Source organism: Streptomyces sp. NPDC041124, assembly GCF_055592385.1.
In genome coordinates this window covers 445,646-467,489 of sequence record NZ_JBVIYR010000004.1, presented here as the reverse complement: position 1 = coordinate 467,489, position 21,844 = coordinate 445,646, and the positions used below count along the sequence as shown (strand labels likewise).

The window sequence follows — 21,844 nt, the reverse complement described above, 5'->3', positions numbered from 1 at the left end:
TCTCTGGTGGGGCGGTGGGGTCGGGGGTGCCCGGCCGGTCAGTGGTGGTCGACGGAGTGGTGGCCCCACAGGTGCGCGGTGTCGTAGCGCGTGGGGGTCCAGGTCGCGTCGTCGATCTTGATGCCGCCGGTGCCGAACTCCAGCCCCACCTCGGACGGGGTCAGCAGGTAGAAGCTGGTCATCCGGTCGTTGCTGTGCCGGCCGAACGTCTTCAGCAGCCGGTGCGGCTCGTCCTCGACGTGCTCGATGGCCCGGCCGATCACGTCCAGGTCGGTGACCTCGAGCATGAAGTGGCCCACGCCCAGCGGACGGCCCTCCACCTTCGGGGTGAAGGCGAAGGAGTGGTGGCGGGGGTTGCAGTGGGTGAACGTCGCCGTGAGGCCCGGGGCGAGGTCGATGTGGTCGGACAGCCGGAAGCCCAGCACGTCGAGGAAGAGCGACTCGTAGCGGGCCCGGTCGGAGACGACCTGGAGCACGTGCCCCACACCCTCGGCGCCGGCGACGAACTCCGCACCGATCGGGGAGGCGAACCGCTGCGCGGAGGTGCTCAGACCCCAGAAGATCTCGTGGTCGTAGCAGTCGTCCGGGTCGCGGAAGCGGATCAGGTCCGAGACCATCCGCTCCCGGGCGACGGCCTCGCCCGGACGGGTGACCTCGTACCCGGCGGCGACCAGCCGTTCCTCGAGTTCGGCCAGCTCGGCGGGGCCCCTGGTCTCCCAGCCGACCGCGCTGACCCCGCCCCGCCCACCGGGGCGCACCTCGAGCCGGTAGGCCTTCTCGTCGATGCGGAACAGCAGGCGGTCGTCACCGCGACGGTCGGCCATCAGCCCCAGCACGCGCTGCCCGAACTCCTCCCACTGGTCGAGGTCGGTGGCCGTGAACTGCAGGTATCCCAGGGCGGTGACGCGGGCGGTCATGTCTCTCCTTCGTAACGTCGTGCGGTGCGGCCCGGCTCAGCCGAGCACGCGGTCCTGGCCGAAGCGGATCTGGATCAGGTCGGCGACCTCGGCCGCCCGGTCGCGCACCTGCGCGGTCCACCGTTCGACGGTCGCGCCGTCGGCCCCGGCCGGCGGGAACGACATCCGGACCGCCATCCGCGGCGTGCCGGTCATCGGCACCGCCACGGTGATCGAACGGACGTCGTAGGTGCCGTCCGGGCGCAGGTCCGGCTCGTAGCAGTCGAGGTGGTCCAGGTGCATGGTGAGCACCTGACGCCGGCGCCGCGGGGTCGGATCCCCGTGGATGTAGCGGGTGACGTCCTGCCAGGTGTCGGGGTCCGGGGTGTGGCCGACCAGGCAGAGCGAGTGGCCCTGGGCGGCGACCCGCTCCGCGATCTCCAGGCAGCGCCTGCGCGCGTCCTCGTCCTTGCGGGGCAGCCGGTCGAGCCAGCGGGCCAGGCCCGCCCCGTCGTCGGGGTCGAGGTGCACCGCGCCGATGGGCGGCAGGTGCGGCAGCCGCAGACCGATCTCGAAGTAGGTGGGCGTCGCCGAGCCCCGCTCGGTGCCGATCACCACGTCGTGGTCGCCGATCGACGCCAGCAGCGACACATCGGCCGACTCCTCGGCGGCCAGCGCGGCCAGCGGCTCCATCGCCACCTCGCTGAGCCGGGCGGCCCTGATCAGGTCGTGCTCGCCGGGCACCAGGAACGACGACGGCGCGAAGCCGCCGAAGCCGCCCTGGAAGAACAGCAGCGGAGAGGTCGGCCGCTGCACCTCGAGCGCGCGGACCTCGCCGAGCGCGATGTAGTGGTCACCGGCGTCGACCAGCTGGTGGTAGGCGCAGTCGACCCAGGCGACCGAGTCCCGCAGGATCGGCGCACCGGACGGCGACGGCCGCCACTCCACGCCGGCGAAGGACTCCGGGCCGCGCCAGCCCGTGACGAGGTCCGCCTGGTCGGCGGCGAGGACGTTGACGCAGAAGGTGTCCGCCTCCCGCAGCCGGGCGAAGGTGCCGGAGGTGCGGTCCGGCATGAACGAGACGAGCGGCGGGTCGAGCGACACGGAGTTGAAGGTGCCGACCACCATCCCGATGTGCTCGCCGCTGTCGAGGGTCGCGGTCACCAGGGCCACCCCGGTCGGGTGGTGCCCCAGCGCCTCGCGGAACGTGTGCGGGTCGATCGCGGTCAAGGCCGCGCCCGTGGTCGTCTCAGACATCGCGAATCAACCTGTAGACCTGGCTGCGCAGTTCGGCGAACCGCGGCAGCGCCTTGGTGGCGACCTGCTCGCGCGGGGCGGGCAGGTCGACCGTGAGCAGACTGCGGATACCGGCGGGCTTGCCGCCGAGGGCCAGCACCCGGTCGGAGAGGTAGACGGCCTCGTCGATGTCGTGGGTGACCAGCAGCACCGTGATGCCGAGGTGCTCGCGCACCCGCAGCAGCAGGTCCTCCAGGTCCGCCCGCGTCTGGGCGTCCACCGAGGCGAACGGCTCGTCCATGACCACCACGGCCGGCCGGTAGGCCAGCGCCCGCGCGATCGCGACCCGCTGCTGCATGCCGCCGGAGAGCTGCCAGGGGTAGTGGCCGGTGAAGTCCGACAGACCCACCTCCGCCAGCGCCTCCCGGGCGGTCGTCTCCCGCTCCGCCTTGCCCACGCCCGCCGAACGCAGCGGCAGCACCACGTTGTCCAGGACGCTCAGCCACGGCATCAGCGAGCGGCTGTAGTCCTGGAAGACGATGGCCAGCCCGCGCGGCGGCGCCTCGATCCGCTCGCCGTCGAACAGCACCTCGCCCTCGCTGGGGCGGCGCAGCCCGGTCAGGCACTCCAGGAGCGTGGTCTTGCCGACGCCCGAGGGGCCCACGATGCACATCAGCTCGCCGCGGCCGACCTCGAAGTCGAGGCCCTTCAGAACCTGGCGTTCGCCGTAGCTGTGGCCCAGGCCTGTGATCCGCATGATCGGGTCGGAGGCACCGCCGTCCGGCCGTCCCTTGTCCAGGGTGGTCTGCGTCTTCAACGCTGGTCCTCCTTCTGCTTGGTGTAGCCGCGGTGCCAGGCCAGCACCCGGGCCTCGACGAGGCCGAACGCCTTGTTCGCCGCGTAACCGATCAGGCCCAGGACGATCAGGCCGGTCCACATCGCGACGATGTCGAACGTGCGCTGCGCGTTCAGGACGAAGTAGCCCAGTCCGCCGGGGTTGCCGACCATCTCGGTGAGCACCATCGCCACGACCGACATCGACAGCGCCACCCGGGCACCGGCGAAGACCTGGGGCAGGGCGGCCGGGACGACGAGGTAGCGGATCCGGTGCCAGGTGCTCAGCCGGTAGCCGGCCGCGACCTGGCGCAGGACCGGGTCGACGGAGCGGACGCCCTCGACGGTGTTGAGCAGGATCGGCCAGGTGGAGACGAAGGCGATGGTGATCACCTTCATGTCGTCGTCGGTGCCGAGCAGCAGCATCATGATCGGCAGCAGCGCCACGCTGGGCAGTGCCCGCATGAACTCCACCAGCGGCCGGGTCGCGTCCTCCAGCGCGGGCAGCGACCCGAGCAGCAGGCCGAGCGCCACGGCGGCGACGAACCCGATCCCGAACCCGGAGACCAGCCGGATCAGGCTCGGCAGCGCGTCCTCGCCGAGGTGGTCGAAGAACCACAGGTCGGCGAAGCGGTCGGTGATCTCCGACAGCGCCGGCCAGTAGATCGAGGTGCTGCCGGCACTGAGCCACCACCAGGCGGCGACCAGCAGCACCGGGAGCCACAGTTCCCGTGCGACGGCCGTGGCGAACCTCAGTGTCCCCTTCACGCGGCACCTCCCTTGCGGACCGAGGGGTGCCACCACAGCACGCGGCGCTGGAGCAGCACGAAGACCAGGTTCAGCACCAGGCCGAGGATCGCCGCGGTGAACGCGTAGACGAACGCCCGGTGGGTGTCGTTGATCTGCATCGCCTGCAGCAGTACGTAGCCGAGACCGTCGGAGCCGCCGAGGAACTCCGAACTGATCGCCATCAGCAGCGAGATCGTCGCGGCGATCCGCAGGCCGACGAAGACGAAGGGGAGCATCGACGGCGCGATCAGGTAGCGCAGCCGGTGCCACCGGGAGAGGTGGTACGCCCGTCCCACCCGGCGCAGCTGGGGCGAGATCTCGCCGACCGCGTAGGAGGTCTGGATGATGACCGGCCAGACGGCCGACACCAGGATCAGGACCAGGCCGAGATCGCGGGTCGCGCCGAACAGCAGCAGGAACAGGGGCAGCAGCGCGATCGCGGGCACCGTCCGGCCGAAGTCGAGGACCAGCTGGGTGCTGCGCCGGACGTGCTCGTTGGCGCCGATCAGCAGGCCTACGGGCAGGCCGACCAGGACGGCCAGGGCCAGGCCCAGCAGGGCGGTCTCGACCGACGTGGCGATGTTCGACCAGTAGGCGCCGGTACGACCTCCTCGGCCATCGAACAGGTCGGCGGTGCGGCCCGGGGCAAGGCCATCATCGTCCTCAACCCGGCCGAGCCCCCGCTGATCATGCGGGACACGGTGCACTGCCTGGTCGGCGACTGCGACGATGCCGCGGTCACCGCCTCCGTCGAGGAGATGGCCGCCCGCGTCCAGGCCTACGTGCCCGGCTACCGCCTCAAGCAGAAGGTGCAGTTCGACCGCGTCACCACCGACGACCCGCTGCGCACCCTGCTGCCCGCGGCATCGCGGACCGGTGAGGCGGCGAAGGTGTCCGTCTTCCTGGAGGTGGAGGGCGCCGCCCACTACCTGCCGGCCTACGCCGGCAACCTCGACATCATGACCTCGGCCGCCCTGCGCACCGCCGAACGCATGGCCGCACACCGCGCCACGGAGGTGGCATCCCGATGACCTCTCTCTACGTCCAGGACGTGACCCTGCGGGACGGCATGCACGCCGTCCGCCACCGCTACACCGTGGAGCAGGCCCGCACCATCGCCGCCGCCCTCGACGCCGCCGGGGTCGCCGCGATCGAGATCGCCCACGGTGACGGCCTGTCCGGTTCCAGCATCACCTACGGTGTCGGCGCCCACACCGACTGGGAATGGATCGAAGCCGTCGTCGACGCCGTCACCCACGCCGTCCCCACCACGCTCCTGCTTCCCGGCATCGGCACCCTGCACGATCTGCGGCAGGCCCACGCCCTCGGCATCCGCTCCGTCCGGGTGGCCACCCACTGCACCGAGGCCGACATCTCCGCCCAGCACATCGCCGCCGCCCGCGACCTGGGCATGGACGTGGCCGGGTTCCTGATGATGTCCCACATGGCCGAACCCGCCGAACTCGCCCGCCAGGCCAAGCTGATGGAGTCCTACGGCGCCGGGTGCGTCTACGTCACCGACTCCGGCGGCCGCCTCACCATGGACGGCGTCCGCGACCGCGTCCGCGCCTACCGCGACGTCCTCGATCCGGCCACGGAACTCGGCATCCACGCCCACCACAACCTCGCCCTCGGCGTCGCCAACTCGGTCGTCGCCGTCGAACACGGCGTCACCCGCGTCGACGCCTCCCTCGCCGGCCAGGGCGCCGGAGCGGGCAACTGCCCCCTGGAAGCCTTCATCGCGGTCGCCGACCTCATGGACTGGGACCACGGCTGCGACCTGTTCCCCCTCATGGACGCCGCCGACGGCCTGGTCCGCCCCCTCCAGGACCGCGAGGTCCGCGTCGACCGCGAAACCCTCACCCTCGGCTACGCCGGCGTCTACTCCAGCTTCCTGCGCCACGCCGAAGCCGCGGCGACCCGCCACGGCCTGGACACCCGCGCGATCCTCGTCGAGGTCGGCCGCCGCAAAATGGTCGGCGGCCAGGAGGACATGATCACCGACATCGCCCTCGATCTCGCCGCGGCCCGCACCACCTGACCGGCACGAAGCCCTCCGCCCCCCGTCCTCCGCACTGGCCGGGGGGCGCGGGTCTGCCACTCGGAGGCCGCATCCGAGGGCACCGCCGGCGGCAGCCCGCCCAGTTGGGAGGCCGACGGGGAGATCACCCGCGCCGCCCATGTGTCCCACCCGGAGGGCGACGACCGGGGGCAGCCCGGCGCCCTGGTGCGCGAGGTGGTGGACGACGCGGCCCGCGACCGCCTGGCCGGGAACGTCGTGGGGCACCTGCTCAACGGTGTCACCGAACCCGTCCTCGAGCGGGCCTTCACCTACTGGTCCACCATCGACGAGAACATCGGCAAGCGCATCACCGACGGGGTGCGGGCCAAGGCCCACGAGGGACCTTGCCGTCCGTGCCGAAGCCGGTGACCAGGGTGAGGACCTCGGCCCTGGGGTGCTCCGGGCCGGCCGCGAGGACCGGCCGGCCGTAGGCGCCCCGCCCCGGCGCCGCGGTTTTGGGATCGCCCGCGGTGCGTGCGCCCGGGCGGATCGCCGCGCGGGGCCGTCGGTCCCCGGGCCCGCTCCGGAATGTACGAACGTACGCTCCAGGGGTAGGCTCCCGGCATGACGATCGACGTAGTGCGGCGGCCGACCCGGGCCGACCGGCAGGCCCGCGCGGCCGTGGCGGTGCTGTTCCTCACCAACGGCGCCCTGTTCGCCAACCTGCTGCCGCGCTACCCGCAGATCAAGGACGACCTCGGCATCGGCAACGCCGCCTACGGCCTCGCCGTCGCGGCGTTCCCGACCGGCGCCATCGTCGCCGGCCTCGCCGCGGGGGTCCTGGTGCGCAGACTGGGGTCGGCGCGCGTGGCCGTCCTCGGCACCCTGCTGACGGGCGCCGCGGTACTGGCGGCGGGTCTCGCCGGCTCGGTGGCCCTGTTCGCGGCGGCGCTCTTCCTGGCCGGCGCCATGGACGCGATCACGGACGTCGCGCAGAACGCCCACGCCCTGCGGGTGCAGCGCCGCTACGGGCGCAGCATCATCAACTCCCTCCACGCCGTCTGGTCCATCGGTGCCGTCACCGGCGGCGCCATGGCCGCGGGGGCCATCGCCCTCGACCTCCCCCGGGGACAGCACCTGCTCATCTCCGGCGTGCTGTTCGGCGTCGCCGCCTGCGTGGCGCTGCGCTCCTGCCTGCCCGGCCCCGAGAGCGAGCCGGCCGCGGAGCAGGAGGGCGGCGAGGAGGTCGGCCCGGGACGGCGCGGGGAGACGGGGACGGGGTCCCGGCGCACCGCGTACGTGCTGGCCGCCCTCGTCCTCATCGCCACCGCGGGCACCCTCGTCGAGGACGCGGGCAACTCCTGGGCCACGCTGTACCTTTCCGAGTCGCTGGACGCCTCGGTGACGCTGGCGGCCTGCGGGTTCATCGCCCTGGTCGGGGCGCAGTTCGTCGGCCGCCTGATGGGCGACCGGCTCGTCGACCGGTTCGGGCAGCGGCGGGTGGCGCGCGCCGGCGGGTTCATCGTGCTGGCCGGCATGGGCCTGGCGCTGGCCGTGCCGACGGTCCCGGGCACGATCCTCGGCTTCGCCGCCGCCGGGTTCGGCGTGGCCACCCTCGTACCGGCGGCGATGCACGAAGCCGACGAACTGCCCGGCCTCAAGCCGGGATCGGGGCTCACCATCGTCTCCTGGCTGATGCGCCTGGGCTTCCTGTGCTCCCCGCCGGTCGTCGGTCTCGTCGCCGATGCCACGAGTCTGCGCGCGGGCCTGCTCGTGGTGCCCCTCGCCGGGCTCCTCGTCATCCTGCTCGTCCCCGTCCTGCGGCCCCGGCGGGCCTGAACGGCACGGCTGGGAGGACAGCTCACGCCGGCAGTGCGTGCCGGTGCCCACCGCCACCGGCACCAGCACCAGACGCCGACCACCTCCTGGCTGCGGGAGTCGCGGGAAGAGACCCCGGTCAGGGGGTCGGGCGGGTCAGGGTCGCCGTGAACTTGTAGCGGGAGCCGCGGTACACGGAGCGGACCCACTCCACCGGGGTCCCCGTCTCGTCCCGCGCGTGGCGGGACAGCAGCAGCATCGGCAGTCCCACGTCCGTGCCGAGCAGTCCGGCCTCCCGTGGGGTCGCCGGCGAGGTCTCGATCGTCTCCTCGGCCTCCGCCGGCCGCACCCCGTACACCTCGGCGAGGGTGGTGTACAGCGAGGTGCAGCGGGAGAGGTTGCGGCGCAGACGGGGGAAGCGGCGGGCGGACAGGTGGGTCGCCTCGATCGCCATCGGCTCCCCGCCGGCCAGCCGCAGCCGCTCGATGCGCAGCACCCTGTCCTGGGGCGCCACCTCCAGCAGGGCCGCCAGTTCCGCGTCGGCGGGGACGTAACCGATGTCCAGCACCCGCGAGGCCGGGTTGAGTCCCTGCGCCCGCATGTCCTCGGTGTACGAGGTGAGCTGGAGCGTCCGGTAGACCTTCGGGCGGGCGACGAAGGTGCCCCGGCCCTGGATGCGGTCCAGCCGGCCCTCGCTCACCAGTTCCTGCAGCGCCCTGCGGACCGTGGTGCGGGAGGTGCGGAACTCCACGGCGAGCAGGCGTTCGGCCGGCATCGGGGCGCCCGGCGCGCGCTCGTCGGTCATCTGCAGTAACCGCTGCTTGATGCGGTAGTACTTCGGAACGCGGCCGATAGGGTCCTGTGCCCCCGTTCCGGCCCGGGCGCTGATGACGTCGGTGCTCATGACCTGCCTTCCGGCTGCGGTGTCCGGCCCGCGGACGGCGGGGAGCCGACCGCGGTGCACGTCGGCGGACGGCCGGGTTCGGCGCCGCACGCTCGGCGGTCCCGTTATAACGGTGAGCTCTCGCTTTGGTCTAGTCCAAACCTCAACCCGTACCCGTTTGGGTGGAGTTCTACGGCCCGCCAGGGGTTGCCGAGCCGTTATCCAGGCGTGAATCCACGACCCTTGACAGAGCCATAGGTCTAGGCCAAGCTCCCCTTGCTGGTCTAAACCATTTAGAGGAAGCCGGGTCCCAGCCCCCCGAGCCGTTGCGCCGTTGTCAGGGTCACCGCCGAGGGCGTGGGTGTGGAAGGCATTCCTGAGGAGGGGTGGCGCGTGAAGCGCAAGCTGATAGCCGCGATCGGGGTCGCGGGCATGATGTTCTCCGTCGCAGCGTGCGGCGGCGACAGCGGCGACGGCGACAAGAAGGCCGGAGCGGACGGGTACGCCGGCGAGACGCTCACCGTGTGGGTGATGGACGGCTCGTCGCCGGACCAGTGGCAGAAGGACCTCACCGCCGAGTTCGAGAAGAAGACCAAGGCGAAGGTCACGTTCGAGGTCCAGCAGTGGAACGGCATCCAGCAGAAGCTGACCACCGCGCTGTCCGAGGAGAACCCGCCGGACGTCTTCGAGATCGGCAACACCCAGACCCCGGCCTACGCCAAGACCGGCGGCCTCGCCGACCTCGCCGACCTCAAGTCCGAGATCGGCGGCGAGTGGACCGAGTCGCTCAACGAGTCGTCCGTCTTCGAGGGCAAGCAGTACGCCGCACCCTGGTACTTCGCCAACCGCGTCGTCCTCTACAACAAGAAGGTCTGGGCGGACGCCGGCCTCAAGGACACCCCCAAGACCCGCGACGAGTTCTACACCGCACTCAAGACCATCGGTGACAAGACCGACGCCGAGCCGATCTACCTGCCCGGGCAGAACTGGTACCACTTCGTCGGCCTGGTGATCGGCGAGGGCGGTGAACTCGTCAAGAAGGACGGCGACAAGCACGTCTCCAACCTCGACGACCCGAAGGTCGCCGCCGCCACGGAGACGTACAAGAAGTTCCAGGCCCTCTCCAAGGCCCCCAAGGACAAGGACGAGGCCACCCCGCAGCAGGGCGAGGTCTTCGCCAAGGGCGACGTCGGCGCGTTCATCGGCATGGGCTGGGAAGCCGGCATCGCGATCAAGGCCAACCCGAAGATCGAGCAGGACATCGGCTACTTCACCATCCCCGGTGCCGCGGCCGACAAGCCCGAGGGCGTCTTCCTCGGCGGCTCCAACCTCGCCGTCGCCGCGGGCAGCAAGAAGCAGGAACTCGCCAAGGAGTTCCTGAAGATCGCCCTCTCCGACCGGTTCGAGGGCCAGCTGGCCAAGCTCAACGGCGTCATCCCCAACAAGGAGTCGCTGCAGAGCAACCTGAAGGGCAACGCCCCCGCCGAGGCCGCCGCACCGGCCGCCGCCGTCGGTGGCACCACGCCGCTGATCCCGGAGTGGGCCGCGGTCGAGAACGCGCCCAACCCGATCAAGACGTACCTGACCGCCGTGCTGAACGGCAAGTCCCCGGCCGACGCCGCCAAGCAGGTCGAGGGCGAGTTCAACAAGCGCCTGGCGCAGCAGCAGTAGTAGCGCACGCGCTCCGACCGGGGCGGGGGCCGACCGACGCGACGGCCCCCGCCCCGCGTTGAGCACGCCGAGAAGAGAGATCGCGAGCATGACCGTGCAGACCGAACGGCCGCCCTCCGGCCCGGCTGACGTCCGCAAGGCGGACGACACCGGACCCGGCAGGCCGAAACCGAGAGCCGCGTCGCGCGCCGGCGCACTCGCCCCGTACCTCCTGCTGCTGCCCGCCTGCGCGGCCACCGTGCTGCTGCTGGGCTGGCCGCTGCTCAAGGACGTACTGCTGTCGTTCCAGAACCTCAACATGGCGCAGCTGATCCAGCACGTCACCGAGTGGAACGGCATCGACAACTACAAGGAGGTCCTCACCGGCGAGGACTTCTGGCGGGTCACCCTCCGCTCCATCCTGTTCACGGCGGTCAACGTCGCCCTGACCATGGTCCTGGGCGCCCTGACCGGTCTCCTGCTCGCCCGCCTCGGCAAACGGATGAGGTTCACCCTCATGATCGGCCTGGTGCTGGCCTGGGCGATGCCCGTGGTCGCCGCCACCACCGTCTACCAGTGGCTGTTCGCGCAGCGCTTCGGCGTCGTCAACTGGGTCCTGGACAAGCTCGGCTGGCACTCGATGGCCGACTACAGCTGGACCAGCAGCCAGATGTCCACGTTCTTCGTCGTCACCCTGCTGATCGTCTGGATGTCCGTCCCGTTCGTCGCGATCAACCTCTACGCCGCGACCACCACCATCCCCGGCGAACTGTACGAGGCCGCCGCCCTCGACGGCGCCGGCGCCTGGCGCAGCTTCACCACGGTCACCCTGCCGTTCCTGCGGCCGTTCCTCTACGCCACGACGTTCCTGGAGATCATCTGGATCTTCAAGGCGTTCGTCCAGGTCTTCACCTTCAACGGCGGCGGCCCCGACCGGCTCACCGAGATCCTGCCCGTCTACGCCTACGTCGAGGGCGTCGGCAACCAGCACTACGGCATGGGCGCGGCGATCGCCGTACTGACCATCCTGATCATGCTCGGCCTGACCGCCTACTACCTCAGGATCGTGCTCAAGCAAGAGGAGGACGCGCTGTGAAGCGCCCGCTCTTCGGCCGCGTGTGGCTCAACGCCACGGCCGTCGTCGTGTTCGTCGTCTGCGTCTTCCCCGTGTACTGGATGTTCGCCACCGCGCTGAAGCCGACCGGCGACATCATCTCCGAGAGCCCGGTCTGGTTCCCCACGAACATCACGTTCGAGCACTTCCGGACCGCCACCGACGCCGATCACTTCTGGACCTACGTCCGCAACTCGCTGACCGTCACCTGCCTGGCCGTCCTCTTCTCCCTGGTCATCGCGCTGGCCGGATCCTTCGCCCTGGCCCGGATGCGGTTCAGGGGACGGCGCGGCTTCGTCATCGGCTTCATGCTGGCCCAGATGGCGCCCTGGGAAGTCATGGTCATCGCGATCTACATGATCGTGCGGGACGGATCGATGCTGAACAGCCTGGTGCCGCTCACCGCCTTCTACATGATGATGATCCTGCCCTTCACCATCCTCACGCTGCGCGGCTTCGTCGCCGCCGTGCCGAAGGAACTGGAGGAGTCGGCGATGGTCGACGGCTGCACCCGCGCCCAGGCGTTCCGCCGGGTCATCCTGCCGCTGCTCGCCCCCGGACTGATGTCCACCTCCATGTTCGGCTTCATCACCGCCTGGAACGAGTTCCCGCTCGTGCTGGTCCTCAACAAGGACGCCGGGGCGCAGACCCTGCCCCTGTGGCTGTCCAGCTTCCAGACCCAGTTCGGCAACGACTGGGGTGCCACGATGGCCGCCTCGTCGCTCTTCGCCGTCCCGATCCTGATCCTCTTCGTCTTCCTGCAGCGCAGGGCCGTCAGCGGTCTCACCGCGGGCGCCGTGAAGGGATAACGCCACCCGATGACGACATTCACCACCGGCACCGACACCCTCACCCGGGACGCGCTCGCCGTGCTCCAGCCGGGCTTCGCCGGCACCACCGCGCCCGACTGGGTACGCCGCCGACTGGGCGAGGGCCTCGCCTCCGTCGCCCTCTTCGGCCGCAACGTCACCACCGCCGAGCAGGTCACCGCCCTCACCGCGCAGCTGCGGACCGAACGCGACGACCTGCTGGTCGCCATCGACGAGGAGAGCGGCGACGTCACCCGGCTGGAGGTGCGCACCGGTTCCTCCTTCCCCGGCAACCACGCCCTCGGCGCGGTCGACGACACCGGCCTGACCCGGGACGTCGCCCGCGAACTGGGCCGCAGGCTCGCCGCGTGCGGGGTCAACCTCAACTGGGCCCCCTCCGCCGACGTCAACGCCGACCCCGACAACCCGGTGATCGGCGTGCGCTCCTTCGGCCGGGACACCGCCCTGGTCACCCGGCACACCGCCGCGTACGTGGAGGGACTGCAGTCCACCGGCGTCGCCGCCTGCACCAAGCACTTCCCCGGCCACGGCGACACCAGCGTCGACTCCCACCACGCGCTCCCGCAGATCGACCTCGACGCCACCACGCTGCACGAGCGCGAACTCCAGCCGTTCCGGGCCGCGATCGCGGCCGGCACCCGGGCCGTCATGAGCGCCCACATCCGGGTGCCGGTCCTCGACCCGGACCACCCGGCCACGCTCTCCCGGCGCATCCTCACCGACCTGCTGCGCGGCGAACTCGGCTACGAGGGCCTGATCGTCACCGACGGCATGGAGATGCGCGCCGTCTCCGCCACCTACGGCCTCGAACACGGTGTCGTCCTCGCCATCGCCGCCGGAGCCGACGCGATCTGCGTGGGCGGCGGACTGTGCGACGAGGACACCGTGCGGAACCTGCAGAACGCACTGGTGAGCGCCGTACGCTCCGGTGAACTCCCGGAGGAGCGGCTCGCCGACGCGGCCGCCCGGGTGCGCGCGCTGGCCGCGTGGACCGCCGGCGTACGGCGCTCCCCGGCGGCGACCGCCGACCCCCGGCCGGAGATCGGCCTGGCGGCGGCCCGCCGCGCGGTGACCGTCACCCGTGCCGCGGGTGCCGCCCCGGTCACCGGGCCGGTGTACGTGGCCACCTTCAGCCCGGCCCCGAACATCGCCGTGGGCGACGAGACCCCGTGGGGCGTCGGCGCGGAACTGGAGCGACTGCTGCCCGGCACCACCACCGGCCACTTCACCGGCCCCGCAGCCGGCGACGCGGCGCTGAAGGAGGCGGCCGGGCGGCGCGTCGTCGCCGTGGTCCGCGACGAGCACCGGCACCCCTGGATGCGCACGGCCGTCGACACCCTGCTCGCCGCCGACCCGCGGACCGTGGTGGTCGAGATGGGCGTGCCGCAGTCCGCCCCGCGCGGCGCCCCGCACATCGCCACCCACGGCGCCGCACGCGTCTGCGGTGTCGCGGCGGCCGAGGCGGTCGTCGCGGGCTGATCCGCACGACGTCAGGGATGGATCTTCCTGCCCTCGGCGAGCATCGCGACGAACTTCTCGATCCGGGCCGCGCGGGTCCCCGGCCGCTTCGCCTCCTCGATCCGGTGCAGGATCGCGTACCGGTTGCGGCTGTCGAGGGTGCCGAAGAAGTCGGCGGCGCCGGGCACCGCGTCCAGCGCGGCCCGCAGATCGTCCGGCACCGTCGCCCTGCTCTGGCTCGCGTACGCGGCCTCCCAGCGGCCGTCCGCCTGCGCCCTCTCCACCTCCCGCAGGCCGGGCGGCCGCATCCGCCCCCGGGCGATCAGGTCCAGGGCCTTCTGCCGGTTGACCGCCGACCACCTGCTGCGCGGGCGGCGCGGAGTGAAGCGCTGGATCCAGTGGGTGTCGTCCAGCCCCTTCTTGTGCCCGTCGATCCAGCCGTAGCACAGCGCGGACTCCAGCGCCGTCGCGTAGTCGACACCGGCGATCCCCGAACCCTTCCGCGGGATCTTCACCCACACCCCGCCGGCGTCCTCGTAGTGCTCCTCGAGCCACGCCTCCCAGTCCTCCTGCGTCGCGAAGGCACGCACCGGCCCCGTCACACCCTTCACCTCACCAGCCATGCGCTCATGCAACAGGCCCGGGACGACCGGGTCAACGCGGGCGCACCGTACGGCAGTCGGGTCTCCTCCCAGGAGGGCGGGAGCGGGCGCGGTGCGATGGCGGAGCGTGTCGTATTCGGCCGATCGGGTGACCATGAGTAAGAATTGCCCGATGCAGACAGCCAGCGCGACAGGGGATGGAGCATGCCGGTGAGCAGCCACGACGTCACCGACGAGCAGTGGGAAGGGCTCGCCCAGGTCGTTCCGCTGCGGGGCCGCGACGCGTGGCCGTCCGCGGTGGGCCACCGCGCGCTGCCCGAAGCCGAGACGGAGGCGCGGCGCCGCTTCGTCGTCCTGCGCGTGAACGTGTTCGCGGACGCCCGCGACGTCGCCGAGACCCTGATGTCCGGCATACCCGTCCTGCTCGACCTGACCAGCGCGGAGCCCGAGGTCGCCAAACGCGTCCTGGACTTCAGCACGGGAGTCGTCTTCGGCCTGGCCAGCGGAATGCACCGCGTCGACCGCAACGTCTTCCTGCTGACCCCGTCCGGCACGGAGGTCACGGGCCTGATGGAGGGAATGGGCCTTCCCGGCGGCTGACCGTCCGCGGGCCCCGGGTGGGTGCTCGGCGCCCGGGGGCGGAGGCGCGCGACCGGGTGCCGTGGTCTGCCCCCCCAGCCCGGCGGGGCGGGGGTGCGGCCGCGGGCACGTCCGCCCGACCGGCGCGGTGAACGACGGCTCCTCGGCCGCCGGAGGCCCCGGCGTGACAGTGGTACACCTGGACCGTGACCGATCCGCACGACGACGACACCCCGCGCCCGCCCGGCCTGACGGAACTCCGGCGTCGGCTCGCCGAGTTCGCGGCCGCCCGCGACTGGCAGCCGTACCACACCCCGAAGAACCTCGTCGCGGCGCTCAGCGTGGAGGCCGCCGAACTCCTCGAGATCTTCCAGTGGTTGACGCCCGAGGAGTCCGCCCGTGTCATGGACGACCCGGACACCGCGCACCGCGTCACCGACGAGGTGGCCGACGTCCTCGCCTACCTCCTCCAGTTCTGCGAGGTCCTCGGCGTCGACCCGCTGGCCGCCCTGGCCGCGAAGATCGAACGGAACGAGCTCAGGTTCCCGGCCGGGAAGCCGCCCCACGCGTAGGGAGCCACCGACTCCGTTCTCACTCTCCGTGTTCGAAAAGTGGGTCGCGATCGAATTGTTGTCCGCAGATTTCGGTCTTCCTCTGGCTTTTTGTCTCACGTCCCCTCACTCTGGGTAGTGAACAGGCGAGTGCAACGGATGCGGACGCGTGGGCAGCGCGTCGGACAGACGGGGGCAGCGCATGGACGCTGTGCGGCTCATCGCGACGAGCAGAAGGGCGCTGGCCGCGAGCGGCGGCGTGCCGGAGAAGCTGGCCGAGGTATGGCAGGCGCAGGCCCTGGCCCAGGCGATGGGCAGCCGGCTCGCGGTCCTCGGCCCACCCGAACTGCGCGGAGAAGCACTGGGGCTGACCGAGCTCGCGGGGCGCGGCTGCGGCGTGCTGGACTCCCCGGAGTTCGCCCCGGGAGAACTGCGCGCGGCCCAGCTGACCGAACTGGGCGACGCGCGCCAGGCCTTGATGTGCCTCGGCGGACTGCTCGGCGAGGTCGGCATCGCCCTGGTCGCCATCGCCTGCTCCGTGGACGACGAGGCGATGTACTGGCAGTGCATGGAGGCCATCGACGCCGCGGACGAGTCCCGGGACCGCGTCCTGGAGATGCTCCGCAGGCTGGCGGACCGGGACGCGGCCTTACCGGTGCGGGAGGCCGGCTGAGCACACCCGCCTCCCGCCCGAACACCGACGCACCCGCGCGCCGACGTGCCGCATCCCCCGGCCGGTGCATCCGCGCACCCACGTGCCGCATCCACCGGTCGATGCACCCGCGCAGCGACGTGACGCACCCACCGACCGATGCGCGCACGCCCCCCGGCACCGGGGCACCCACACCTCCAGCGCTCACTCCCGGGTACCACCCGTGTCAGTGATCCGCGTGCTTCTGAGCCGCCCCGTCGCCGCCGTCACGCTCACGCTCCGGCCCCGTCGCCGACAGCCCCGTGTCCCGGGCCGACAGCCCCGCGTCAGCAACGCCGTCCGCTGCGCCGGCCCCGCGGCCACCCGCCCCGCCGCCGCACGCCCTCCTCCGACCTCGCCGCCGCCTCCCCGGCCCATGCCCCCAGGGCCGGTACGACCACGCCCGGCGCACGCACCCCGGCCGGCACGGGTGCAAGGTGCTCCGGCTCCGCGCGAGCCGACTATCCCCGTCGTGACCGCTCACCGGCCCGGCGGTACCGCACCACCGGACGCCGCCCGATGTCACCCGCCCGCGGCCCGGGCACGCCGTGGCGCGGGCGCGCCGGGGGCCGGGCGGAGCCGTCCCCGGCCGGGAACGTGCAGGATGGAGCCATGGATCTTCGCATCTTCACCGAGCCCCAGCAGGGGGCCACCTACGACACCTTGCTCACCGTCGCCAAGGCCACCGAGGACCTGGGCTTCGACGCGTTCTTCCGCTCGGACCACTACCTCAGCATGGGCTCCGGCGACGGCCTGCCCGGCCCGACCGACGCCTGGATCACCCTCGCCGGGCTCGCCCGCGAGACCAAGCGCATCCGGCTCGGCACGCTGATGACCGCCGGCACCTTCCGCCTCCCCGGCGTCCTCGCCATCCAGGTCGCCCAGGTGGACCAGATGTCCGGCGGGCGCGTCGAACTCGGCCTGGGCGCCGGCTGGTTCGAAGAGGAGCACAAGGCGTACGGCATTCCCTTCCCGAAGGAGAAGTTCGCCCGCCTCGAGGAACAACTGCAGATCGTCACCGGACTGTGGGCCACCGAGCCCGGCAAGACCTTCGACCACCACGGCACCTACTACGACCTCACCAAGTCCCCCGCGCTGCCCAAGCCCGCCCAGGCCAAGGTGCCGGTGCTCATCGGCGGCCACGGAGCGACCCGCACCCCCCGCCTCGCCGCGCGCTACGCCGACGAGTTCAACATGCCCTTCGCCTCCGTCGAGGACACCGCCCGCCAGTTCGGCCGGGTCCGCGACGCCGCCCGGGAGGCCGGCCGTGACCCGGGCGACCTCGTCTACTCCAACGCCCTCGTCGTCTGCGTCGGCAAGGACGACCAGGAGGTCGCCCGCCGCGCCGCCGCGATCGGCCGCGAGGTCGACGAGCTCAAGGCCAACGGCCTGGCCGGCTCCCCGGCCGAGGTCGTCGACAAGATCGGCCGTTACGCCGAGACCGGCTCCCGGCGCATCTACCTCCAGCTCCTCGACCTGTCCGACCTCGACCACCTGGAACTGATCTCCACCCAGGTCCGCCCCCAGCTGTCGTAGCGCCCCGCCCGGCGAACGGGTCCGCCCACACCCGGCGGCGGACCCGCCCACCGGCCCTCGAAATTCCGTGCGACCTCGCGACACCTTCCCTGTACGTTGAGCGCACCCGCCGGAATCCCGGCGCGCACCCGCAGTTCAGAAGGTGTCCGAGGGGTAACCACCGTGTTCCTGACGATCAGTACCACCGGCTCCGCCGAGAGCCCCGCGACCGACCTCGGTTTCCTGCTGCACAAGCATCCCGAGAAGGCGCAGGCGTTCCCCACCTCCTACGGCACGGCACACGTCCTCTACCCCGAGGCCGACGCCGAGCGCTGCACCGCCGCGCTGCTGCTGGAGGTCGACGCGGTGGCACTGGTCCGGCGCGGCAAGGGCAAGGGCCGCGGCGGCGCACCCGACGCCGCGCTCGCGCAGTACGTCAACGACCGGCCCTACGCGGCCTCCTCGCTGCTCGCCGTCGCGCTGAGCGGCGTCTTCTCCAGCGCCATGCGCGGTGTGTGCAACGCCCGCCCGCACCTCCCGGGCCGGCCGCGCCCGCTGCGTGTCGAGATACCCGCGCTGCCCGCGCGCGGCGGCCCCGGACTCGTCGGCCGGCTCTTCGAACCCCTCGGCTGGACGGTCACCGCCGACCCCGTGCCGCTGGACGTCGCGTTCCCCGAGTGGGGCGACTCGCGTTACGTGCGCCTGGTGCTGGAAGCGGACACGCTCACGCTCGCCGAGGCCCTGCGCCACCTCTACGTCCTGCTCCCCGTCCTCGACGACGCCAAGCACTACTGGGTCGCCCCCGACGAGGTCGACAAACTGCTGCGGGCCGGCGAGGGCTGGCTGCCCGGACACCCGGAGCAGCAGCTGATCACCAGCCGCTACCTCTCCCGCCGCTGGTCCCTGACCCGGCAGGCCAGGGAGCGCCTGGAGCTGGTCCGGCTGGCCGAGGCGGACGACAGCGACGTCGAGACCATCGACAACGCCGTCGAGGCCGAGACCGAGGAGCAGGAGCGGCCGACCCCGCTCGCCGTGCAGCGCCGCGAGGCGATCCTCGCCGCGCTCCACGCCTGTGGCGCCGCCCGGGTGCTCGACCTCGGCTGCGGCCAGGGGCAGCTCGTGCAGCAGCTCCTCAAGGACCCGTCGTTCACCGAGATCGTCGGCGTCGACGTGTCGGTGCGGGCCCTCACCATCGCCTCCCGGCGGCTGAAACTGGACCGCTTGGGGGAGCGGCAGTCCGCGCGCGTGACCCTCTTGCAGGGTTCCCTCGCCTACACCGACAAGCGGCTGGGGGGCTACGACGCCGCCGTGCTCAGTGAGGTGATCGAACACCTCGACCTGCCCAGGCTGCCCGCCCTGGAGTACGCGGTGTTCGGCTCCGCCCGCCCCGGCACGGTCCTCGTGACCACCCCGAACGTCGAGTACAACGTGCGCTGGGAGAGCCTCCCGGCCGGCCACGTCCGGCACGGCGACCACCGCTTCGAGTGGACCCGCGCCGAGTTCCGCGCCTGGGCGCGGAAGGTTGCCGAACGGCACGGCTACACCGTGGAGTTCGCACCCGTGGGACCCGACGACCCCGAGGTCGGGCCGCCCACCCAGATGGCCGTGTTCCGCACCGGGACCGTGAAGGAGGAGAAGGCCGCATGACCAGTACCGGCACCACCACCGACACCACCGCGGGCGCCCGCGTCCTGCCCGTCACCGACCTCTCCCTCGTCGTGCTGATCGGCGCCTCCGGCTCCGGCAAGTCCACCTTCGCCCGGCGGCACTTCACGCCCACCGAGGTCATCTCCTCCGACTTCTGCCGCGGCCTGGTCGCCGACGACGAGAACGACCAGAGCGCCTCCCGCGACGCCTTCGACGTGCTGCACTACATCGCGGGCAAGCGACTCGCCGCCGGCCGCCGCACCGTCGTCGACGCCACCAGCGTCCAGCAGGACGCCCGACGGCAGCTCGTCGACCTGGCCAGGAAGTACGACGTGCTGCCCATCGCCATCGTCCTCGACGTGCCCGAGCAGGTGTGCGCCGAGCGCAACGCGGCCCGCACCGACCGCGCCGACATGCCGCGCCGCGTCATCCAGCGGCACACCCGCGAACTGCGCCGCTCCCTGCGCCACCTGGAGCGCGAGGGCTTCCGCAAGGTGCACGTGCTGCGCGGCCCGGAGGAGATCGAACGGGCCACCGTCGTCACCGAGAAGCGCTACAACGACCTCACCCACCTCACCGGGCCCTTCGACATCATCGGCGACATCCACGGCTGCTCCGCCGAACTGGAGTCCCTGCTCGGCAAGCTGGGGTACGCCGACGGCGTCCACCCCGGCGGCCGCACCGCCGTCTTCGTCGGCGACCTCGTCGACCGCGGCCCGGACAGCCCCGCAGTGCTGCGCCGCGTGATGGCCATGGTGAAATCGGGCAACGCCCTCTGCGTGCCCGGCAACCACGAGAACAAGTTCGGCCGGTACCTCAAGGGCCGGGGCGTCCAGCACACCCACGGACTCGCCGAGACCATCGCCCAGATGGACACGGAGAGCGAGGAGTTCCGCGCCGAGGTACGGCAGTTCATCGACGGCCTCGTCAGCCACTACGTCCTCGACGGAGGCAGGCTCGTGGTCTGCCACGCCGGACTGCCGGAGAAGTACCACGGCCGCACCTCCGGCCGGGTCCGCAGCCACGCCCTGTACGGCGACACCACCGGCGAGACCGACGAGTTCGGCCTGCCCGTGCGCTACCCCTGGGCCGAGGACTACCGCGGCCGGGCCGCCGTCGTCTACGGCCACACCCCCGTCCCCGAGGCCACCTGGCTCAACAACACCATCTGCCTGGACACCGGCGCCGTCTTCGGCGGCAAGCTCACCGCGCTGCGCTGGCCGGAGCGGGAACTGGTCGACGTACCGGCCGAGCGGGTCTGGTACGAGCCGGCCCGCCCGCTGCGCACCGAGGCCCCCGGCGGTCACGAGGGGCGCCCGCTGGACCTGGCGGACGTGCACGGCCGTCGCGTCGTGGAGACCCGGCACGCCGGCCGGGTGTCCGTCCGCGAGGAGAACGCGGCGGCGGCCCTGGAGGTGATGAGCCGCTTCGCCATCGACCCGCGCCTGCTGCCGTACCTCCCGCCGACCATGGCGCCCACCGCCACCTCGCACCTCGACGGCCACCTGGAGCACCCGGTGGAGGCCTTCGCCCAGTACGAGCGGGACGGTGTCGCCCGCGTGGTGTGCGAGGAGAAGCACATGGGCTCGCGCGCGGTCGCCCTGGTCTGCCGGGACGCGGCCGTCGCCGCCCGGCGCTTCGGCACCTCCGGGGGCGAGACCGGCTCCCTCTACACCCGTACCGGCCGCCCCTTCTTCGACGACGCGTCCGTCACCGAGGAGATCCTCGCCCGGCTGCGCACCGCCGTCACCGACGCCGGCCTGTGGGACGAACTCGCCGCATCCGACAGCGCCTCCGGCGCGGGCGACTGGCTGCTGCTGGACGCCGAACTGATGCCGTGGTCGCTGAAGGCGTCCGGCCTGCTGCGCTCGCAGTACGCCGCGGTCGGCGCCGCCTCCGGCGCGGTCTTCCCGGGCGCGCTGGCGGCCCTGGAGAGCGCGGCGGCCCGCGGTGTCGAGGTGCGGGACCTGCTGGACCGCCAGCGCGAACGCGCCCAGGCCGCCTCGGCGTTCACCGACGCTTACCGCCGCTACTGCTGGACCACCGACGGCCTGGACGGCGTGCGCCTGGCACCGTTCCAGATCCTCGCCGTCCAGGGCCGCAGCCTGGCCGCCCTGCCCCACGACCGGCAGCTCGCCCTCATCGACCGCATGGTCGAACACGACACCACCGGCCTGCTCCACACCACCCGCCGCCTCTACGTCGACACCGCCGACCCCGAGTCGGTGCGGGCCGGCGTCGACTGGTGGCTGGAGATGACCGGACGCGGCGGCGAGGGCATGGTCGTCAAGCCGGTCGACGCCCTGGTCCGCGACAGCGCGGGCCGCCTGGTGCAGCCCGGCATCAAGTGCCGGGGCCGCGAGTACCTGCGCATCATCTACGGCCCCGAGTACACCCGCTCGGAGAACCTGGCCCGCCTGCGCGGCCGCTTCCTCAACCACAAGCGCTCCCTCGCGATCCGTGAGTACGCGCTCGGCCTGGAGGCCCTGGACCGCCTCGCCGAGGGCGAACCCCTGTGGCGCGTCCACGAGCCGGTCTTCGCCGTCCTGGCCCTGGAGTCGGAACCGGTCGACCCGCGTTTGTAGTTGGGCTTGCTGTTCCCTTCCAGTGATGCGAGAGAGTGACCTTGCCTCGTGTGATCACCTGTAAACGTCGCGATGATCACACGTCCGTCCGGACATCAGTTCGTCAATGTCTTTTATGTAACGATGACTTGACGCTCCGTCATGGCATTGGCTACTTGCGACCT

General features: G+C 72.0%; 19 protein-coding genes and 2 pseudogenes. 14 read left to right on the top strand and 7 right to left on the bottom strand.

The genetic code is table 11. The annotated features are described in order from the left end of the window. Nucleotides 1-38: 38 nt before the first annotated feature. The 5 genes from ACZ6A9_RS13735 to ACZ6A9_RS13715 are packed head-to-tail and all read right to left on the bottom strand — an operon-like array spanning nucleotide 39 to nucleotide 4,462. Nucleotides 39-917, bottom strand: coding sequence for a VOC family protein (locus tag ACZ6A9_RS13735; protein WP_468984066.1), 879 nt, complete (start codon nucleotides 915-917; stop codon nucleotides 39-41). A gap of 36 nt (nucleotides 918-953) precedes the next feature. Beyond that, nucleotides 954-2,153, bottom strand: coding sequence for a flavin reductase family protein (locus ACZ6A9_RS13730; protein ID WP_468984064.1), 1,200 nt, complete (start codon nucleotides 2,151-2,153; stop codon nucleotides 954-956). Continuing rightward, entirely contained in the window at nucleotides 2,146-2,949 is an 804-nt protein-coding gene (locus tag ACZ6A9_RS13725) for an ABC transporter ATP-binding protein (RefSeq protein WP_468984061.1), read from the bottom strand. The genes ACZ6A9_RS13730 and ACZ6A9_RS13725 overlap by 8 nt, the downstream gene beginning before the upstream one ends. Then, the gene (locus tag ACZ6A9_RS13720; RefSeq protein WP_468984059.1) at nucleotides 2,946-3,734 is read right to left on the bottom strand and encodes an ABC transporter permease; all 789 of its coding nucleotides are present in this window, start codon (nucleotides 3,732-3,734) and stop codon (nucleotides 2,946-2,948) included. Before ACZ6A9_RS13720 ends, ACZ6A9_RS13725 begins: the two co-directional genes overlap by 4 nt. Beyond that, nucleotides 3,731-4,462 (bottom strand): ABC transporter permease, encoded by a 732-nt coding sequence (locus ACZ6A9_RS13715; RefSeq protein WP_468984056.1) that lies wholly within the window; start codon nucleotides 4,460-4,462, stop codon nucleotides 3,731-3,733. Before ACZ6A9_RS13715 ends, ACZ6A9_RS13720 begins: the two co-directional genes overlap by 4 nt. On the opposite strand from ACZ6A9_RS13715, the pseudogene ACZ6A9_RS13710 reads away from it, so the two are divergent. The 4 genes and pseudogenes from ACZ6A9_RS13710 to ACZ6A9_RS13695 all read left to right on the top strand — a co-directional run. Beyond that, nucleotides 4,358-4,786 (top strand): annotated as a pseudogene (locus tag ACZ6A9_RS13710) (acetaldehyde dehydrogenase (acetylating)); the annotation flags it as partial. The gene ACZ6A9_RS13715 and the pseudogene ACZ6A9_RS13710 sit on opposite strands and share 105 nt — an antisense overlap. Next, on the top strand, nucleotides 4,783-5,796 hold the full coding sequence (dmpG, locus tag ACZ6A9_RS13705; protein ID WP_468984054.1) for a 4-hydroxy-2-oxovalerate aldolase: 1,014 nt from the start codon (nucleotides 4,783-4,785) through the stop codon (nucleotides 5,794-5,796). The pseudogene ACZ6A9_RS13710 and the gene dmpG, both read left to right, overlap by 4 nt. Before the next feature lie 90 nt (nucleotides 5,797-5,886). After that, nucleotides 5,887-6,186 (top strand): annotated as a pseudogene (locus ACZ6A9_RS13700) (catalase-related domain-containing protein); the annotation flags it as partial. Nucleotides 6,187-6,381: 195 nt separating this feature from the next. Continuing rightward, nucleotides 6,382-7,596: an MFS transporter gene (locus tag ACZ6A9_RS13695; RefSeq protein ID WP_468984051.1), complete on the top strand. Its 1,215-nt coding sequence runs from the start codon at nucleotides 6,382-6,384 to the stop codon at nucleotides 7,594-7,596. Between the two features lie 118 nt (nucleotides 7,597-7,714). Here the strand turns inward: ACZ6A9_RS13695 and ACZ6A9_RS13690 are convergent, their stop codons facing one another. Then, on the bottom strand, nucleotides 7,715-8,479 hold the full coding sequence (locus ACZ6A9_RS13690) for a GntR family transcriptional regulator (RefSeq protein WP_468984049.1): 765 nt from the start codon (nucleotides 8,477-8,479) through the stop codon (nucleotides 7,715-7,717). Nucleotides 8,480-8,851: 372 nt separating this feature from the next. Here ACZ6A9_RS13690 and ACZ6A9_RS13685 point away from each other — a divergent pair, with 372 nt between their 5' ends. The 4 genes from ACZ6A9_RS13685 to ACZ6A9_RS13670 all read left to right on the top strand — a co-directional run bounded on the left by ACZ6A9_RS13685 (nucleotide 8,852) and on the right by ACZ6A9_RS13670 (nucleotide 13,531). Continuing rightward, complete coding sequence (locus tag ACZ6A9_RS13685) at nucleotides 8,852-10,129, top strand: extracellular solute-binding protein (protein ID WP_468984046.1); 1,278 nt, start codon at nucleotides 8,852-8,854, stop codon at nucleotides 10,127-10,129. An 88-nt stretch (nucleotides 10,130-10,217) separates the two neighbouring features. Then, nucleotides 10,218-11,204 carry a carbohydrate ABC transporter permease gene (locus tag ACZ6A9_RS13680; RefSeq protein WP_468984044.1) on the top strand — a complete coding sequence of 329 codons (987 nt, stop codon included), beginning with the start codon at nucleotides 10,218-10,220 and terminating at the stop codon, nucleotides 11,202-11,204. Then, nucleotides 11,201-12,031 carry a carbohydrate ABC transporter permease gene (locus ACZ6A9_RS13675; RefSeq protein WP_468984041.1) on the top strand — a complete coding sequence of 277 codons (831 nt, stop codon included), beginning with the start codon at nucleotides 11,201-11,203 and terminating at the stop codon, nucleotides 12,029-12,031. The genes ACZ6A9_RS13680 and ACZ6A9_RS13675 overlap by 4 nt, the downstream gene beginning before the upstream one ends. A gap of 9 nt (nucleotides 12,032-12,040) precedes the next feature. Then, entirely contained in the window at nucleotides 12,041-13,531 is a 1,491-nt protein-coding gene (locus ACZ6A9_RS13670) for a glycoside hydrolase family 3 protein (protein WP_468984038.1), read from the top strand. Between the two features lie 11 nt (nucleotides 13,532-13,542). Here ACZ6A9_RS13670 and ACZ6A9_RS13665 read toward each other — a convergent pair whose 3' ends face one another. Next, entirely contained in the window at nucleotides 13,543-14,133 is a 591-nt protein-coding gene (locus tag ACZ6A9_RS13665) for a YdeI/OmpD-associated family protein (protein ID WP_468984035.1), read from the bottom strand. 183 nt (nucleotides 14,134-14,316) lie between these two features. Here ACZ6A9_RS13665 and ACZ6A9_RS13660 point away from each other — a divergent pair, with 183 nt between their 5' ends. The 6 genes from ACZ6A9_RS13660 (at nucleotide 14,317) to ACZ6A9_RS13635 (ending at nucleotide 21,680) form a co-directional block, all read left to right on the top strand. Continuing rightward, complete coding sequence (locus ACZ6A9_RS13660; protein ID WP_468984033.1) at nucleotides 14,317-14,712, top strand: cell division protein SepF; 396 nt, start codon at nucleotides 14,317-14,319, stop codon at nucleotides 14,710-14,712. Between the two features lie 185 nt (nucleotides 14,713-14,897). After that, complete coding sequence (locus ACZ6A9_RS13655) at nucleotides 14,898-15,263, top strand: nucleotide pyrophosphohydrolase (protein WP_468984030.1); 366 nt, start codon at nucleotides 14,898-14,900, stop codon at nucleotides 15,261-15,263. 181 nt (nucleotides 15,264-15,444) lie between these two features. After that, nucleotides 15,445-15,915 carry a DUF6099 family protein gene (locus tag ACZ6A9_RS13650; protein ID WP_468984028.1) on the top strand — a complete coding sequence of 157 codons (471 nt, stop codon included), beginning with the start codon at nucleotides 15,445-15,447 and terminating at the stop codon, nucleotides 15,913-15,915. A 630-nt stretch (nucleotides 15,916-16,545) separates the two neighbouring features. Beyond that, on the top strand, nucleotides 16,546-17,469 hold the full coding sequence (locus tag ACZ6A9_RS13645; RefSeq protein ID WP_468984025.1) for an LLM class F420-dependent oxidoreductase: 924 nt from the start codon (nucleotides 16,546-16,548) through the stop codon (nucleotides 17,467-17,469). Nucleotides 17,470-17,631: 162 nt separating this feature from the next. Then, nucleotides 17,632-19,095, top strand: a complete 1,464-nt coding sequence (locus ACZ6A9_RS13640) for a 3' terminal RNA ribose 2'-O-methyltransferase Hen1 (RefSeq protein WP_468984022.1) — start codon at nucleotides 17,632-17,634, stop codon at nucleotides 19,093-19,095. Beyond that, entirely contained in the window at nucleotides 19,092-21,680 is a 2,589-nt protein-coding gene (locus ACZ6A9_RS13635; protein ID WP_468984019.1) for a polynucleotide kinase-phosphatase, read from the top strand. Before ACZ6A9_RS13640 ends, ACZ6A9_RS13635 begins: the two co-directional genes overlap by 4 nt. Nucleotides 21,681-21,844 lie beyond the last annotated feature (164 nt).

Bases quoted from the DNA above. Each gene is read 5' to 3' on its own strand.
- ACZ6A9_RS13735 (WP_468984066.1), bottom strand. From the start codon at position 917: ATGACCGCCCGCGTCACCGCCCTGGGATACCTGCAGTTCACGGCCACC.
- ACZ6A9_RS13730 (WP_468984064.1), bottom strand. From the start codon at position 2,153: ATGTCTGAGACGACCACGGGCGCGGCCTTGACCGCGATCGACCCGCAC.
- dmpG (WP_468984054.1), top strand. From the start codon at position 4,783: ATGACCTCTCTCTACGTCCAGGACGTGACCCTGCGGGACGGCATGCAC.
- ACZ6A9_RS13695 (WP_468984051.1), top strand. From the start codon at position 6,382: ATGACGATCGACGTAGTGCGGCGGCCGACCCGGGCCGACCGGCAGGCC.
- ACZ6A9_RS13690 (WP_468984049.1), bottom strand. From the start codon at position 8,479: ATGAGCACCGACGTCATCAGCGCCCGGGCCGGAACGGGGGCACAGGAC.
- ACZ6A9_RS13680 (WP_468984044.1), top strand. From the start codon at position 10,218: ATGACCGTGCAGACCGAACGGCCGCCCTCCGGCCCGGCTGACGTCCGC.
- ACZ6A9_RS13670 (WP_468984038.1), top strand. From the start codon at position 12,041: ATGACGACATTCACCACCGGCACCGACACCCTCACCCGGGACGCGCTC.
- ACZ6A9_RS13665 (WP_468984035.1), bottom strand. From the start codon at position 14,133: ATGGCTGGTGAGGTGAAGGGTGTGACGGGGCCGGTGCGTGCCTTCGCG.
- ACZ6A9_RS13660 (WP_468984033.1), top strand. From the start codon at position 14,317: ATGCCGGTGAGCAGCCACGACGTCACCGACGAGCAGTGGGAAGGGCTC.
- ACZ6A9_RS13650 (WP_468984028.1), top strand. From the start codon at position 15,445: ATGGACGCTGTGCGGCTCATCGCGACGAGCAGAAGGGCGCTGGCCGCG.
- ACZ6A9_RS13645 (WP_468984025.1), top strand. From the start codon at position 16,546: ATGGATCTTCGCATCTTCACCGAGCCCCAGCAGGGGGCCACCTACGAC.
- ACZ6A9_RS13635 (WP_468984019.1), top strand. From the start codon at position 19,092: ATGACCAGTACCGGCACCACCACCGACACCACCGCGGGCGCCCGCGTC.